Consider the following 15,807-nt stretch of genomic DNA (forward strand, 5'->3'; position numbering starts at 1 on the left):
CATGGCGGAGAGGCTGAGGAACCAAGCATCGGCCTATCTCCGCCAGCACACCGGAAACCCGGTTGACTGGTGGCCCTTCGGCGGCGATGCGTTCGCTGAAGCCCGCCGCCGGGACGTTCCCGTTTTCATTTCGATCGGCTACGCCGCGTGCCACTGGTGCCATGTGATGGCCCACGAGTCCTTTGAGGATCCGGAGACTGCCCGGGTGCTCAATGAGAACTTTGTCAGCATCAAGGTGGACCGGGAGGAACGCCCCGACGTCGACGCCGCGTACATGGCGGCCACCCAGGCGCTGACCGGGCAGGGTGGCTGGCCGATGAGCGTGTTCACCCTCCCCGACGGGCGGACGTACTACGCCGGCACCTACTTTCCGTCCCAGCCGCTGCAGGGCACACCCTCCTTCCGCCAGGTCCTCGACGCCGTCGTCACTGCCTGGACCGGGCGCCGGGAGGATGTTGAGGAAAGCGCCGCCCAGATCGCCGCGCACCTGGCTGCCGGGCAGCTTGCGAACCAGCACCTGCTGGGAAGCCTCGCCGGCACCGCCGTTCCAGAAACCCCCAGCGGCGGCGACGGCGGCTGGGCAGCGGACGCGCTGGGCGCCGCCGTCGGCGTCCTGGCCCACAATGAAGACCCTGATTTCGGCGGATTCGGGGGAGCCCCGAAGTTCCCGCCGTCGCCCGTCCTGCGTTTCCTGCTGGCCCACGGCCACAGCAGCGCCCCCACGGCCGGGACCGCTGCCGGGCTGGCTGCCCGGACCCTGACCGCAATGGCGCTGGGCGGGCTGTATGACCAGGTCGAAGGCGGATTCGCGCGGTACGCGGTGGACCGCCGCTGGCAGGTCCCGCACTTCGAAAAAATGCTCTACGACAATGCGCAGCTGCTCCGGTTGTATGCGCATTACTCCCGTGCGGAAACAGACCCGGACCACCACGGCCTGGCACTGCGGGTAGTAAGGGAGACCGCCGAATGGCTGACGCACCGGATGCGGCTGCCGGGCGGTGCCTTCGCTTCCTCACTGGACGCAGACACCGTGGTGAACGGCCGCCGCGTCGAGGGCGCTACCTACGTCTTCACCCGTGCCGAGCTTGAACAGGCTCTCGGAACCGGCAGCCCTGCCCTGGATCTGCTTGACCTGGACGACGACGACGGTGCCTCCCACCGGCTGCCCGGCAGCACACTTCGCCTGGCTGCAGTGCCCACAGCGGAGCAAACCGCACTGTGGGCCGGGGCCAGGGCAGCCCTGGCCGGGGTCCGGCAGCAGCGTCCGCAGCCGGACCGGGATGAGAAAGTCGTTGCCGGCTGGAACGGCCTGGCCATTGCCGGGCTGGCCGATGCAGCGCTCGCCCTGGCGGATGCCGGAGCACCGGAACCCTGGATCCTGCGCACCGCCGAAGCTGCGGCGGAGTACCTCCTGCGGGTCCACTGGAACGGTTCGCTCCTGTACCGGGTTTCCCACGACGGTGCGGCACAGGGGATAGAAGGTCTGCTGGAGGACTATGCCGGAGCCGCGGAGGGGCTATTCGCGCTGTACGCAGCCAGCGGAGACCCGCGCTGGTTCGAGGCCGCACAGTCCCTGGTGGCAGCGGCCAGAAGCCGTTTCCTGGCCGACGGGACACTTTCGGATACGGCGGCTGAATCCGCGGAGGTCCGGCGGGCGCAGGGCGGGGTGGTGGCAGCCAACCCGCTGGATGACGCAGTCCCCAGCGGTGTGGCCCTGTTCGCCGGGGTCCTGCTGACCTCTTCGGCGTACAGCGGGGCAGTGCAGGACCGTGCCCTCGCGGAAGCGCTGACCGCACACCTGCGCCGTGCTGCCCCGGCCGCGCCTCAAGCGGTGGGATGGGCCATGTCGGTGCGGCAGGCGCTGGAGGACGGACCGCTGGAGCTGGCGGTCACCGGCTCCGATCCCTCGGCGGTGGCAGGGCTGCTGGCCGCCGGGCGGGATGCGGGCGGCCCGTCGCTCGTCGTCGCCCATGGTCCGTCCAGCGGGGTTCCGCTGCTGGCTGGGCGGGAGACCGAAGCGCCAGCGCTGGCCTATGTCTGCCGCGCCATGCTGTGCCGCCGGCCGGTGGACAGCGCAGCGGAACTGCAGGAGCAGCTCCAGTCCGGGACGCCGGCTGGCTAGCCCTGAACCGACAGCACGGCGATCATGATGGCCACGTAGTGGCAGGCAAATCCCACCAGGGTAAAAGCATGGAAGATCTCATGGAATCCGAACCACGTCACAGACGGATTGGGACGTTTCAGGGCATAGATCACGGCACCGGCGATGTACGCAGCCCCGCCGGCGATGACCAGGACGGCAACGGCGGCGTTCACGGACCAGAAATCGGGAATGTAGAAAACAGCTGCCAGCCCCAGAGCGATATAAACCGGGGTATAAAGCCAGCGCGGCGCATTCAGCCAGAGCAGGCGGAACGCCACGCCGGCGGCGGCACCGGACCAGATGATCCACAGCAGCAGCACCGCTGTTTCCCGGGGCAGCAGCGACCAGGCCAGCGGGGTGTAGGACCCGGCGATGACCAGCATGATGTTGGTGTGATCCAGGCGCTTGAGGATCTTCTTCACCCGCGGCGTCCAGTTTCCCCGGTGATAGACGGCTGAGACACCGAACAACAGGATTCCGGTCAGGGCGTACACGGCGCAGGCGATGCGCGTTCCGGTTGTTGGAGCCAGGGCCACCAGGACGATTCCGGCCGCCAGCGCCAGGGGCGCAGCCCCCGCATGGAGCCAGCCGCGGAAGCGGGGTTTGATGTCCAGCACATCTGCCACGGATTCAACGGCGGATTCCAGCGGTCCCGGGGCCGTGCGAGAGTCCGGGTCCTGCTGGACCGGCCCTCGCTGCGAGGGTGAAGTCATGCTGTTAATCCTAACTTACGATCCGGTAGGTTACTAAGCGGTAGTGTCGTTCCCGCTCCGTGATGCACGGCAGCGGCGGTGTCGCGCGGTAGCCTTGAAAAAGCAGATTCCGTGTTCGAACGGATCCCCAACACACAAGAGGCAGGTGAATCACCCGTGCGGTTTCCCGGTGTGGTCTACGCCTATTACGAGCGGAAGCTGCGGCGCAGCCTGGCCAAGGACAGCATCCCCGAGCACATTGGGGTGATGGTTGACGGGAACCGCCGCTGGGCCAAGCTTGCCGGTGCCCCAACTGCCGACGGGCACCAGGCAGGCGCAGATAAGATTCTGGAGTTCCTGGGCTGGTGCGAGGAACTCGGCGTACGGGTCGTGACGCTCTATATGCTCTCCACCGACAACCTTAACCGCGACCCGGACGAACTGGAACCGCTGCTGGGCATCATTGCCAACACCCTGGACCGTCTCGGCGAGAAGGGGGATCTGCGGGTCCAGCCCGTGGGCGCCCTGGAAATCCTTCCGCCAGAGCTTTCGGACCAGCTCTCGCGGCTGGGCGAGAGCACGGCAGCCGCTACGGGACTGCACGTCAATGTGGCCATCGGATATGGCGGCCGGCGCGAAATTGTCGACGCCGTCAAGGAACTGCTGCGTGACGCCCAGAAACAGGGCAAACCCATCGAAGAGATCACCGAAGACCTCTGCGACGCGCAGATATCCGAGTATCTCTACACCCGCGGCCAGCCGGATCCCGAGCTGGTCATCCGGACCTCCGGGGAACAGCGTTTGTCCGGCTTCCTGATGTGGCAGAGCGCCTACAGCGAGTTCTATTTCTGCGAAGCGCTGTGGCCGGACTTCCGCCGGGTGGACTTCCTCCGCGCGCTGCGGGATTACGCGAGCCGCCAGCGCCGGTTCGGCTCGTAGACCGGGCGGTTCGGCGAACAGCGGGTGAACAGCTGAAACTGCCCCGTGTCCCTGTGTTCTGCGGGCCGGAGGCTGGCGTAGCTTGGACCTACCGATCAGTCCCATGCTGACGGAACCGGAGGCCGGATGTTCACACTTGGTGTGCTGAGGAGGCCGCAGCCGGCCTCCTGTGCCGGCCTGCGGATAACCACGCTTCTAGCTAATCGGGGCCCCTGGCCCCGGACTGGAGATCCAAGTGGCCGTATCCAAGATTTCCTTTCCCGCCCACGCCGGCACGCAGGCGCAGCCGCTCGGGTTTGTGCTTGATACCTCCGTCCTGCTCTCGGATCCGAAGGCGATCCTGCGGTTCGCCGAGCACGAGGTCATTCTGCCCCTGGTGGTTATCAGCGAGCTGGAAAGCAAACGCAGCGATCCGGAACTGGGGTATTTCGCCAGGGGCGCGCTGAGGCTCCTGGACGACCTGCGGGTGGAACACGGCGGCCTCGACCGGCCGGTTCCGATCGGTGAAGCAGGCGGAACGCTGCGGGTCGAAGTGAACCACATCTCCCTGGACGTGCTGCCGATGGGGATCCGGGGAACGGACAACGACAGCCGGATTCTCGCCGTCGCCCGCAGCCTGGCGGACGAGGGCCGGCGGATCACCGTGGTGTCCAAGGATCTTCCCCTGCGGGTGAAGGCAGCAGCTGTGGGGCTCACCGCCGACGAATACCGCAACGAACTGGTCCGCGACACCGGGTGGACCGGGATGGTGGAACTTGAAGTCGGTGACGCCGAGGTCAACGCCCTCTATGACCATGAACCCGTCTTCCTGCCGGAGGCTGCGGAACTGCCCGTCAATACCGGCCTGGTGCTGCTGGCAGGACGGTCGTCTGCCCTGGGGCGCCTGGGTGCGGACAAGCAGGTGCGGCTGGTCCGCGGCGACCGTGACGTTTTCGGACTGCACGGGCGGTCAGCGGAGCAACGCCTGGCGATAGACCTGCTGATGGACCCGGAGGTCGGAATCGTCTCGCTGGGCGGACGCGCCGGCACCGGTAAGTCCGCGCTGGCGCTGTGCGCCGGGCTGGAAGCGGTGCTGGAGCGCCGGGAGCACCGGAAGGTGGTGGTCTTCCGCCCCCTCTACGCCGTCGGCGGCCAGGAACTGGGGTACCTCCCCGGCAGCGAGGCGGAGAAAATGGGGCCCTGGGGGCAGGCTGTCTTCGACACACTCGAAGCCCTGGTCTCCCGGGAAGTGGTTGAGGAAGTCCTGGACCGCGGCATGCTGGAAGTGCTGCCGCTGACCCATATCCGCGGCCGCTCCCTGCATGATTCCTTCGTGATCGTGGACGAGGCCCAGTCGCTGGAGAAGAACGTCCTGCTGACCGTGCTCTCGCGCATCGGACAGAACTCCAAAGTGGTCCTGACCCACGACGTCGCCCAGCGGGACAACCTCCGGGTCGGACGGCACGACGGTATTGCCGCGGTGGTGGAAACCCTGAAAGGGCACCCGCTGTTCGGGCACATGACCCTGACCCGGTCTGAACGCTCCCCAATCGCTGCCCTTGTCACCGAACTGCTCGAGGACGGCCAGATCGCCTGAGCCACGTCTGAGCCGCCAGGCCCGCCGGCTCAGTTTAGGCCTCCGGCAGCGCAGGCCTCCGGAAGGGCAGGCATCCGGCCGCGCCGGCCATGATCGAGCCGGCGCGGCCGGTTCGTCCTACAGGTCCCGGCGCTTGACCTCTCGGCCACCCTCTTCCTGTGCGTGGTGATGGCCGGCTGCGTGTGCATGGTCAGCACCGGCGGCTTCCGCTTCACCGGTCACCACCGTGAGTTCAACAGGCGTCTCGGGAAGGTCGAAGCTGGACAGAACGGAACCGGCGGCGACATCAACCACGTGCAGCTTCCTGGCAGCAGGCTCGGTGACATAGACGAGCCCATTGGTGCCGGCTGTCACCGCCGGTGCGGGCGACTGCCATTCCTGCGGCTCCTCCCAGGGTCCGACAACCCGCACCTTATGGATGAGCTCACCGGTTTCCTCGTCGAGGACGTTCAGTTCGCCGTCACCGGTCAGGATCACGGCTTCGCCTGCCGCTCCCCGGGCGAGCGAGCGGAACCAGTAGGGCGAGCCCAGATCCACCGTGGTCATCGAGTTGGTGCGGGTGTCGATCAGCCCGATGCGGGTGGGCCGTTCCAGTTCCGCATCGGGATTGGACTTGTAGTCGGCCAGGATGATGGGGGATGCGTGGCTGCCGGCCTGGTTGCCCGACCGCTGATAGGCCTCCGCGACCGGCACCTTATGGAAGGCACCGTTCCGGAAAATCACCGGACCGTTCTCGCATCCCAGGGAGATCACATCTCCTTCGGGCGTGGGCATGGCGGCTGCTTCGCCATGTACGCCCGGACAGTCCGTGGTTTCCGCGAGGACCTCGCCCTTGGGGGAGCGGACCTGGACGGTGGAGCGTGATTCCTCCGTGCCCTGGGTGAGCAGCAGGTCACCGCTGCTTAACGGAACGGCAACACCGTGGTGCGCGGCGCCGGCGGAATGTTCCTCCACCTCGTCCGCGGTAACCTCCCCGTCCGCGAACGCCGTGGAATCGAGCACGCTGATGGTTCCCGTGCCGTCGGCGAAAAGGGCAGTCCTGCCTTCGTGCGTGACGACGTGCCCGGCGTCGGCGGCTTTCACGGCAGAACCGGTCAGGGCAGGTGCCTGCTCGTAGTAATGCCGGTGATCGCCATGCGCCTCCACGATCAGGCCTGTGTCGAACACGCGGAATTCGTGGCCCGCACTGACCAGGACGTGCCGCCCGTCGCCGGCGTTGTTAAGCCGCAGGAAACCCTCCGTCCCGGTGCTGGTCACCGCACCGCTCCCGGTATCCACCGTCATCAGGCCGCCGTCGTAGGTAAGGACGGCGCGCGGAGCCAAGGCGGCAACTTCGCGGCGGTCGGGGGCGGCGGCCGTGTTCCCGGCAGCGGCGGGGGAGGTATTCAGTGAGGTGCTGGAATCAGGTTCTGCCGATCCGGCAGTGGAACAGGCGGACAGGAGCAGGGCGCCAACCACGGCGGAGGACAGGGACAGGGTTCGTGGAGATATCGACATGCCCACAGACTAAATGCAAATGGTTCTCATTATCAATTGTGTCGTGCGGCACCGTCCGGCGCCGCGGTGGTGGTTTGCTGGACGTGCGGGAAAGCGCGGGGTGCGGGGACCGTCCTGTGGAGCAGCTTCGGGCTGCTGTCAGCAGGACCGAGCGCCCGTGCCTTGTCCACAGGACCGGCCGCCCCATGACCGACTCCTGGCCGATGCCGTACGGTGTTGCCCATGTGGGGGATCGTGGGGGATTACTGGGTCCAGGAGCCGGCAGCTGCGTGGCTGCTGCTGGCCGCCCTGGGCTATCTGGCCGTGCTGTCCGTCCTGCTGGCGGCGGAAGACATCCGCAGCCACCGGCTGCCCGACCGGCTGGTGCTCCCGGCCTATCCAGCCGCGGTGCTGCTGCTTTCAGCGGCGGCGCTGGCTGCCGGAGACCCGGGCCGCCTGGCGGGAATGGCGGGAGGCTGCCTGGCGCTGCTGGCGGGGTATTTCCTGCTGCGGGTGATCAGCCCGGCCGGGCTGGGCCTGGGGGACGTGAAGCTGGCCGGAGTGCTCGGGATCTTCCTGGGCTACGCCGGCTGGGCGCAGGTGGCAGCAGGCACGGCGGCGGGGTTTGTGCTGGGCGGCCTGTGGGGCCTGGGCCTGATCGTGACGGGGCGGGGCACAGGGAAAACCAGGATTGCCTTCGGCCCTTTTATGCTCGCCGGCGCTGCCGTGGCACTCCTTGGCCCTGGCCTACAGTAGGAGGATGCCCACGCCCGACTTTGTCCTGTCCCTGCGCGAAAAGATAGGCCATGAGCTGCTCTGGCTGCCCGGTGTTGCCGCCGTCGTCTTCAACGAAGCCGCGGAGGTTCTCCTTTGCCGCCGGGCGGACAACGGCAGGTGGACCATCATCACGGGAATGCTTGACCCGGGGGAGGAACCAGGCCCCGGGCTGCTCCGCGAAGTCGCCGAGGAGACTGGTGTGCAGGCCAGGATTGAGCACCTGATCCATGTTGGCGCCACTGACCCGGTAGTGTTCCCCAACCAGGACCAGTGCCAGTTCCTGAACCTCGTGTTCCGGTGCGCCTACGTCAGCGGAACCGCCCGGGTAAACGACGACGAGTCCAGCGATGTCCGCTGGTTCGCCCTTGATGCCCTGCCGGAGCTCAATGCCAGGCATCGGATGCTGATCGATCTGGCACGCAGCTCCACGGGTGTTCCGGTCTTTGAAACCTAAGCCAGGCCGGCGCCCTTAACGCCGATGGACCGGCACCCAATGGTGCCGGTCCATCGCCGCCGCAGCGGAATGCTGGTGCAGGGAATGCCTAGCGGGGGAGTTCTTCTCCCTGCTGTTCCTGGCCGCCGGAACCGTCCTGGACAAGACCGTCCTGGCTGTCCGGCCCATCCTGCCCGGACTCGCGGGATGACGGCGCGGGAGATGCTTCCCCGCGGAGGGCAGCTTCACGCTCAGCTTCGAGGCGGACAGCTTCCTGGCCGCCGATGGCCTCGCCCCGGGCCACCATGCCGGCCACATCGGAGAGCGGGATCTCCTTCAGGAAGAGGGCCAGGACCAGGGCGATGGCGAGGAACGGAATGAGGTACCAGAACACCGGAGCCAGCGAATCGGCGTAGGCCGTGACAATGCCATCCTGAACGGTTTCAGGCAGTGCATGCAGCGCCGCCGGCTGCAGGGTGGCCGTAGCCTCGCCGGCCGCTGCCGGATCCATGCCTGCTCCGGAGAAAACACCCATGAGGTTCTCGGACAGCCGGGTGGTGAACATAGCCCCGAAGATCGCCACGCCCAGGGACGCACCAACCTCGCGGAAGTAGTTGTTGGACGAGGTGGCGGTGCCGATCTGGTCCACGGGAACCGAGTTCTGCACCACCAGGACAACCACCTGCATGATCAGGCCCAGGCCCGCCCCGAAGACGAAGAGCTGGGCGCAGATGATCCAAACCGGGGTGGAAGCAGCGAGCGTGGTCAGCCACAGCATGGCCGCAATCACCAGGATTCCGCCGGCAATCGGGTACTTCTTGTATTTGCCGGACTTGGTGATGGCCAGGCCGGACCAGATCGAGGTGCCCATCATGCCCACCATCATGGGAAGCATCAGCAGGCCGGATACGGCTGCGGAGGTTCCGGTGGACATCTGCAGGAACGTGGGCACGAAGGCAATGGCAGCGAACATGCCCATGCCCAGGGTGAAGCCGATTGCCGTGCTGTTGACGAAGATCGGGTTCTTGAACAGGCTCAGCGGAATGATCGGATCCTGGGCCCGGCGCTCGGTGAGCACGAAGGCGAAGGCGGCCAGCAGCATGCCGGCTCCGAAGGCCAGGGTAGCCGGATCGGTCCAGCCGTGGTCCGCACGGCCGCCGAAGTCGGTGAAGAAGATCAGGCAGGTCGTGGCAATGGAGAGCAGCAGGACACCGCCGAAGTCGATCCGCTTCTCGGCCTTCTTGCTGGGCAGCGTCAGGGTGAAGAACGCGATCAGGAACGCGATGATGCCGATCGGGATGTTGATGTAGAAGGCCCACTGCCAGGTCATGTGGTCCACGAAGAAGCCGCCCAGAAGCGGGCCGGCAACGGCGGACAGGCCAAAGATGCCGCCCAGGGGGCCGAGGTACTTGCCGCGCTCGTTGGCGGGCACGATATCGGCGATGATCGCCTGGGAAAGGATCATCAGGCCGCCGCCGCCCAGGCCCTGGATGGCGCGGAAGATGACGAAGCCCCAGAAATCCGTGGCGAGGGCGCAGCCGACGGATGCCAGGGTAAACAGTGCGATGGCGAAGAGGAAGAGGTTGCGCCGGCCCAGGACGTCACCGAACTTGCCGTAGATGGGCATCACGATGGTGGTGGCCAGCAGGTAAGCGGTGGTGATCCAGGTCTGGTGCTCGACGCCGCCGAGCTCGCCCACGATGGTGGGCATGGCGGTGGACACGATGGTCTGATCGAGGCTGGAGAGCAGCATGCCGGCGATCAGGGCGGAAAAGATGATCCAGATGCGCTTCTGGGTCAGCAGCAGCGGCCCGGAGGGGCGTGCGGCGGTGGTGGTCATTCGGAGTCCTCAGGGGGGTAGGAGAGGGGGGAGGAGGTGGAGAAGACCTCGCGGGCGGAGTTGACCGCATCCACGAGCATCCGGCGGTAGGGCACGGTGTTCTCCGGGGCAAAGAACTTGGGCCCGGCGTTCTGCACCAAGGCGGCGAAGACGGTGATGGCAGCGCGGATCCTGGGGTCATCAGCGGGCAGCGATTCCCGGGTGGAGAGCATCGCGGCGAACGCCTCTTCGGCCGCGTGCGAGCCGTGCATGGCCTTGTGCAGCAGCCGGGGCTCGGCCGCAATGGCGTTCTTGAGCATGATCATCTCGGCGCGGGAGATGGCCATCCGGTCCATCATGCCGACCGCAAGGTCCACGAAGTCAGCCAGCAGCGTGCTGGAAAGCTCTCCGGGCGGGGAGTCCTTGCCGCCGTCGATGAAGCGCTGGACCAGGTCCTCCGGAAGGTCATCGACGGGAGAGCCAAGGATGGCGTCTTCCTTGGCCGGGAAGTAGTTGAAGAAGGTGCGGCGGGAAATGCCCACTTCCTCACACAGCTCCTCGACGGTGAAACCGTTGACGCCGCGTGCCGCAGTGAGCGTCCGCGCCGCCGTCGTAATGGCGACCCGGGTGGCAGTGCGCTTGCGTTCACGCAGGCCGGACCCTGAATCGGATGCACTATTCGTCACGGAGTAAAGTTTTGCACTATGGGTAAATAAGTGCAAACCGCCGGAACGGGTAAGGGCGCCCGGCCAGCGGCCGGGCGCCCTTAGCGGGAATGTGCGTTCCGGTTATGCCTGCGGGGGCTTGGTCATGGACAGCACGTCCAGAGCCGAATCCAGCTGTTCCTCGGTCACTTCGCCGCGTTCCAGGAAGCCCAGTTCAATAACGGACTGGCGGATGGTCTTGCCTTCCTTGACTGCGAACTTGGCGATCTTGGCAGCGTTCTCGTAGCCGATGTACTTGTTCAGCGGCGTGACGATGGAGGGGGAAGCCTCGGCCAGGTAGCGTGCGCGCTCCACATTGGCTTCGATGCCGTCGATCATCTTGTCCGCCATGATCACCGAGGAGTTGGCGAGCAGGCGGATGGACTCGAGCAGGTTCGAAGCAATGACGGGGATGCCGACGTTCAGCTCGAAGTAGCCGAAGGTGCCGGCCCAGGCGATGGCGGCGTCATTGCCCACGACCTGTGCGGCAACCTGCATGACGGCTTCGGAAATGACGGGGTTGACCTTACCCGGCATGATCGAGGAGCCCGGCTGCAGGTCGGGGATGGCGATCTCGCCGAGGCCGGTGTTGGGGCCGGAGCCCATCCAGCGCAGGTCATTGGCGATCTTGGAGAAGGAGACCGCGATGGTGCGCAGCATGCCGGAGACCTCAACGAGGGCATCACGGTTGGCCTGGGACTCGAAGTGGTCCCGGGCCTCGGTCAGCGGCAGGCCGGTGTCGGCAGCCAGCAGCTCGATCACGCGCTGCGGGAAGCCTGCCGGGGTGTTGATTCCGGTGCCCACGGCGGTGCCGCCCAGCGGAACCTCGGCCACACGGGGCAGTGACGCCTGCACACGCTCGATGCCGTAGCGGACCTGCGCGGCGTAGCCGCCGAACTCCTGGCCCAGGGTCACCGGGGTGGCGTCCATGAGGTGGGTGCGGCCGGACTTGACGACGTCCTTGAACTCTTCGGCCTTGCGCTCCAGCGAGGCAGCCAGGTGGTCCAGGGCCGGGATCAGGTTGTTGATCAGGGCGGACGTGGCGGCGACGTGGACCGAGGTGGGGAAGACGTCGTTGGAGGACTGCGACGCGTTGACGTGATCGTTGGGGTGGACCGTGGTCTCGCTGCCAGCTGCCTTCAGGGCGCGGTTGGCGAGTTCGGCCAGGACCTCGTTGGTGTTCATGTTGGACGAGGTTCCGGAGCCGGTCTGGAAAACATCGATCGGGAACTGGCTGTAGTGCTTGCCGGCCGCGACTTCGTCAGCGGCGGAAGCAATGGCCTTGGCACGCTCGTCGTCGAGCACTCCCAATTCGGCGTTGGCAGCGGCAGCGGCCTTCTTGATGCGTGCCAGCGCCTCCACGTGCGCGTCATCCAGGGTCTTGCCGGAAATCGGGAAGTTTTCGACGGCGCGCTGGGTCTGGGCGCGGTAAAGGGCGTTTACCGGGACCCGGACCTCACCCATGGTGTCATGTTCAATGCGGTATTCAGCGGAGTCAGAAGTCATGGCTCCCAGCCTAGTGGGCGTGGGGGCCGGGGCTAAAACGCGTGTCGCAAAGCAGCGCTGCCCGATGCCTCGGCCTAGCCGGCGGCCAGGTCCCCGACGCCGGTGCTGAGGTTGCCGATGCTGGAGACCAGCTCCGCCCGGCCTTCGGCGAGGTGGTAGGAAAGGCCGACGACGGCGGCGCGCCCGGTGGCAACCGCATCGGAGATCAGCCGGGAGTCCTCCACCAGCCGTTCCGCCGTTTGCCGGGTGTGCTCCACCACCATGTCATTGACCTCGCTCAGTCCGTTCCGCTGGGCGGCAAGGACGGAGGGTGTGATGCGCTCGACCAGTGTGCGGACGTGCCCGGCGGGCATGGAACCGGTGTCGACTGATTCCTTCGTGGCGGTGACCGCACCGCAGCTGTCGTGGCCGAGGACCACGATCAGGGGAACGCCCAGGACGCCGACGCTGTATTCGAGGGAGCCGAGGACGGCGTCGTCGGTCACCTGGCCGGCGGTGCGGACGACGAAGGCGTCGCCAAGGCCAAGGTCGAAGATGATTTCAGCGGCGAGCCGGGAATCCGAGCAGCCGAAGATAACCGCGAAGGGATTCTGCTGGTTGACCAGCGAACTGCGCCGCGGGGCGTCCTGGTTGGGGTGCTGGGAGCTGCCGGCGATGAAACGGTCATTTCCGTCGCGGAGCCGCTGCCACGCCTCTGCCGGAGTGACGGGAGAACTAAGGGGGCTGTTGATTTCAGTCACCGTTCAACAATAATGCCCCGCGGGCCTTCCCGGGGTTCTGTGACTGCCGCAGGGGACCGGACGGCGACGTTGGAACCCGGCCGGAGCTGCCCCGGCCTAGCTGCCGGATGCCGCTGCGAGGTCCCGGAGGGCGGCCTCGGCAAGCAGGTCAACGGTCGCCAGGTCAGCGTCGGAGCTGAGGACCACTGTCATGCCATCGACCTCGGTCACAAGGTGGGCCTCGCCGTCTGCGCCGTCCCGCAGCTGCCACGTGGTTCCGCCCACGGTCCGTTCACCGGCAACCACGGAATCGTCGGTGGTCTGGGAAACCCAGGTGGGGTTGGCTGAGGCGGTCTGCGTGAGGCGGATGAAGTCCCAGTCCGGAGTGAGATATCCCACTTCCCAGGCAGGGACACCGGAATTGACTCCTGAATCCCAGCGGGCGTAGTTGGCGGTCCAGCCGTCCGGCAGCTCGGGGGCCAGCGGATCGTAGCCTGCATCGGCCGCTGCCTCGGAAGCGATCGCCTGAACATCGACGTCGCGCACCTGCGGCTTCTGGTACGGGTTCAGCAGTACCGGAAGCAGCACGATTGCCAGGGTAATGCCCGTAGCAATGAGCATGCCGATCACCGTTGCATTGGCGCGTTTGGCCTGCTTGGTGGTCAGGGTCGGGGTAACTGCGGGTTCTTCGGGCTGCTGGTCGCTCACCCTTCCATAATCGCCTATGCGGCCCGGCAAGTCCTATTCCGGTTGCTTTCCGGCCGGGCCGCTGCCCTGGCCTGCGGGGGTAAAACGGAGACTGCTGCGGTGCTCTGAACCCGTTGGCGACTATGATCGAACCAAGGATCAGCCAGCGGGTGGCTGCAAGGTGTCACTCACCGAACGGCAGGAACCCGAATTTCAAAGATGAGGTTAAACGTGTCCCAAGGTGCCCAGTACTCAACGCTTTCACCCGCCCTGGCAGTCGGAGACGACGAGCCGGACCGGAACCTCGCGCTCGAACTGGTGCGAGTCACTGAGGCCGCGGCGATCGCCGGTGGCCACTGGGTTGGTTTCGGCGATAAGAATGCTGCTGACGGTGCGGCCGTTGACGCAATGCGTTCGCTGATTTCGTCCGTTCATTTCAACGGCGTTGTGGTCATCGGTGAGGGCGAGAAGGACGAAGCCCCCATGCTGTACAACGGCGAGCATGTGGGAGACGGCACCGGCGCCCTGTGCGACGTCGCAGTGGACCCGATTGACGGCACCCGCCTGACGGCGATGGGCATCAATAATGCGCTGGCAGTACTCGCCGTCGCCGAACGCGGCACAATGTTCGATCCCTCGGCGGTGTTTTACATGGAGAAGCTGGTCACCGGCCCCGAAGCCGCAGACATGGTGGACCTCCGCCTCCCGATGAAGCAGAACCTGCACCTGATTGCCAAGGCCAAGGGCAAGAAGATCAACCAGCTCAACGTGATGATCCTGGACCGCGACCGGCACAAGCCGCTGGTGCAGGAAATCCGTGATGCGGGCGCCCGCACCCGGATGCTGATGGACGGAGACGTCGCCGGCGGCATCGCCGCAGCCCGCGAAGGCACCGACGTCGACGCGCTGATGGGAATCGGCGGAACGCCCGAAGGCATCATCACCGCCTGTGCCATCAAGACGCTCGGCGGTGTCATCCAGGGCCGCCTGTGGCCGACCTCGGATGAGGAGAAGCAGAAGGCGATCGATGCCGGCCACGACCTGGACCGCGTGATGACCACCAACGACCTGGTGACCAGCGACAACTGCTACTTCGCCGCCACCGGCATCACCGACGGCGACCTGCTGCGCGGCGTGCGCTACAAGAAGGACCGGGTCCTGACCCAGTCGATCGTGATGCGTTCCAAGTCCGGGACGATCCGTGTGGTCGACGGCGAACACCAGTCACACAAGTGGGAGTCCTACGCGCGCCTGCGCTAACCCCTCTTCCCGGCACCCCGGCGAAGGGATGCCAGCAGCAGGAGCCGGCCCGCAGCGGGCCGGCTCCTGCTGCTTTGGCGCTCCGGGAAAGTGCCGCTTGAGTTCCGGCTCAACTGTCCGCTGCCTGCTGGCGGATCAGCTCCGGCGGGCGGCAGCCACCCGCGCGGCGGCGGTGACGGCCACGATGATCAGCGCCGCTGCAGCGGCAGCCACGGCGGTCGGAACGGACACCAGTTCGCCGTTGATTCTCGAGACGGCGATCCAGGACAACCCCCATGCCAGTGCTGCGGCCGGGGCCAGGCGGCCGCGGCCGTAGAGGGCCAGGCCCACACCGACTGCGGCGGCTGCGGCCAGGACGGCGGCCGCCCAGACCACGGGGTCCAGACCAAAGCCGTCGAAACCGCCCGCGGTCAGGGTCGAAGCAATGTTGGCGCAGATCGCCACGGACACCCAGCCCAGATAAAGCCCGAGCGTCCCGTCAACCACTGCGGCACCTGCCCAGCTGTCCGGACGCGAACGTGCACAAAGCCTAAACACCAGGGCAAGGATCACCAGCAGGGCGGTGATCATCGCGACGGAGAGCGCAAGTGAACCGGCCTGCACACTGAGGATCCACGCGGCGTTCAGGAGCATGGACACCGCGGCGAGCCAGCCGAGGGAACGCTGCCGCCGGGAGGCGCGCTGTGCGGGCAGCCACTGATAGACCGTGAAAGCACCCAGGCCGGCGTAAACCACGGACCAGATGGAAAACGCCGGGCTGGCGGGGGCGAGATAGGTGGCATCGGCGCCGAGGGCACCCCCGGCAGCCTCCGCGATGGGGGTCCCGCCGAAGACACCAACCCCGATCATCGAACCAATGATGCAGAGCAAAAATGACACGGTGACGCTTAGCTGCCGGACGATGTCCCAGCGCTCGGAGCGGTGCTCCGGTGAGCCGCCGGGGCCGGATGGACTGGAATCATTTGACGTCGAAGTAGCCATGTTCGAGCGTAACAAAGCCTGCTTGGTTTCCCGCCGGGAAACCAGGCGGGTGTTGCCCGGCGGGCGGCCGGTTCGGAGCGCACGCAGGCTTGCAC

At 66.5% G+C, this 15,807-nt stretch carries 14 protein-coding genes; 6 read left to right on the top strand and 8 right to left on the bottom strand.

All coding sequences use genetic code 11. The features are described 5' to 3' along the window. Position 1 precedes the first annotated feature (1 nt). On the top strand, positions 2-2,122 hold the full coding sequence (locus AL3_RS07940) for a thioredoxin domain-containing protein (RefSeq protein WP_066298979.1): 2,121 nt from the start codon (positions 2-4) through the stop codon (positions 2,120-2,122). Here AL3_RS07940 and trhA read toward each other — a convergent pair. Further along, entirely contained in the window at positions 2,119-2,769 is a 651-nt protein-coding gene (trhA, locus tag AL3_RS07945) for a PAQR family membrane homeostasis protein TrhA (protein ID WP_066299419.1), read from the bottom strand. The genes AL3_RS07940 and trhA overlap by 4 nt on opposite strands. A 243-nt stretch (positions 2,770-3,012) precedes the next feature. Here trhA and AL3_RS07950 point away from each other — a divergent pair, with 243 nt between their 5' ends. Next, positions 3,013-3,774: an isoprenyl transferase gene (locus AL3_RS07950; protein WP_083521599.1), complete on the top strand. Its 762-nt coding sequence runs from the start codon at positions 3,013-3,015 to the stop codon at positions 3,772-3,774. A gap of 235 nt (positions 3,775-4,009) precedes the next feature. Next, complete coding sequence (gene phoH2, locus AL3_RS07955) at positions 4,010-5,350, top strand: RNA 5'-3' helicase PhoH2 (RefSeq protein WP_246168668.1); 1,341 nt, start codon at positions 4,010-4,012, stop codon at positions 5,348-5,350. Positions 5,351-5,467: 117 nt separating this feature from the next. Here phoH2 and AL3_RS07960 read toward each other — a convergent pair whose 3' ends face one another. Further along, entirely contained in the window at positions 5,468-6,847 is a 1,380-nt protein-coding gene (locus tag AL3_RS07960) for a hypothetical protein (protein ID WP_174522126.1), read from the bottom strand. A gap of 222 nt (positions 6,848-7,069) precedes the next feature. On the opposite strand from AL3_RS07960, the gene AL3_RS07965 reads away from it, so the two are divergent. Further along, positions 7,070-7,582 carry a prepilin peptidase gene (locus AL3_RS07965; RefSeq protein WP_066298983.1) on the top strand — a complete coding sequence of 171 codons (513 nt, stop codon included), beginning with the start codon at positions 7,070-7,072 and terminating at the stop codon, positions 7,580-7,582. Positions 7,583-7,586: 4 nt separating this feature from the next. After that, positions 7,587-8,057 carry an NUDIX hydrolase gene (locus tag AL3_RS07970; RefSeq protein ID WP_066298985.1) on the top strand — a complete coding sequence of 157 codons (471 nt, stop codon included), beginning with the start codon at positions 7,587-7,589 and terminating at the stop codon, positions 8,055-8,057. Positions 8,058-8,145: 88 nt separating this feature from the next. Here the strand turns inward: AL3_RS07970 and AL3_RS07975 are convergent, their stop codons facing one another. The 5 genes from AL3_RS07975 to AL3_RS07995 all read right to left on the bottom strand — a co-directional run bounded on the left by AL3_RS07975 (position 8,146) and on the right by AL3_RS07995 (position 13,492). Further along, entirely contained in the window at positions 8,146-9,876 is a 1,731-nt protein-coding gene (locus AL3_RS07975) for an MDR family MFS transporter (RefSeq protein ID WP_066298988.1), read from the bottom strand. Continuing rightward, positions 9,873-10,541 (bottom strand): TetR/AcrR family transcriptional regulator, encoded by a 669-nt coding sequence (locus AL3_RS07980; RefSeq protein ID WP_066298991.1) that lies wholly within the window; start codon positions 10,539-10,541, stop codon positions 9,873-9,875. Before AL3_RS07980 ends, AL3_RS07975 begins: the two co-directional genes overlap by 4 nt. Positions 10,542-10,643: 102 nt before the next feature. Beyond that, a complete protein-coding gene (locus tag AL3_RS07985) occupies positions 10,644-12,065 on the bottom strand; it encodes a class II fumarate hydratase (RefSeq protein WP_066298993.1) in 1,422 nt (473 codons plus the stop codon). Positions 12,066-12,139: 74 nt separating this feature from the next. After that, on the bottom strand, positions 12,140-12,805 hold the full coding sequence (locus tag AL3_RS07990) for a carbonic anhydrase (RefSeq protein WP_281352993.1): 666 nt from the start codon (positions 12,803-12,805) through the stop codon (positions 12,140-12,142). Positions 12,806-12,901: 96 nt separating this feature from the next. Further along, positions 12,902-13,492: a DUF4245 domain-containing protein gene (locus tag AL3_RS07995; RefSeq protein ID WP_066298995.1), complete on the bottom strand. Its 591-nt coding sequence runs from the start codon at positions 13,490-13,492 to the stop codon at positions 12,902-12,904. A 210-nt stretch (positions 13,493-13,702) separates the two neighbouring features. Between AL3_RS07995 and glpX the strand changes: the two genes are divergently transcribed. Beyond that, on the top strand, positions 13,703-14,731 hold the full coding sequence (glpX, locus tag AL3_RS08000; RefSeq protein WP_370665145.1) for a class II fructose-bisphosphatase: 1,029 nt from the start codon (positions 13,703-13,705) through the stop codon (positions 14,729-14,731). A 135-nt stretch (positions 14,732-14,866) separates the two neighbouring features. Here glpX and AL3_RS08005 read toward each other — a convergent pair whose 3' ends face one another. Then, a complete protein-coding gene (locus tag AL3_RS08005; RefSeq protein WP_246168670.1) occupies positions 14,867-15,712 on the bottom strand; it encodes a TspO/MBR family protein in 846 nt (281 codons plus the stop codon). Between the last annotated feature and the right edge of the window lie 95 nt (positions 15,713-15,807).

This window comes from Arthrobacter luteolus NBRC 107841, assembly GCF_001552075.1.
Classification (GTDB): Bacteria; Actinomycetota; Actinomycetes; order Actinomycetales; family Micrococcaceae; genus Arthrobacter_B; species Arthrobacter_B luteolus.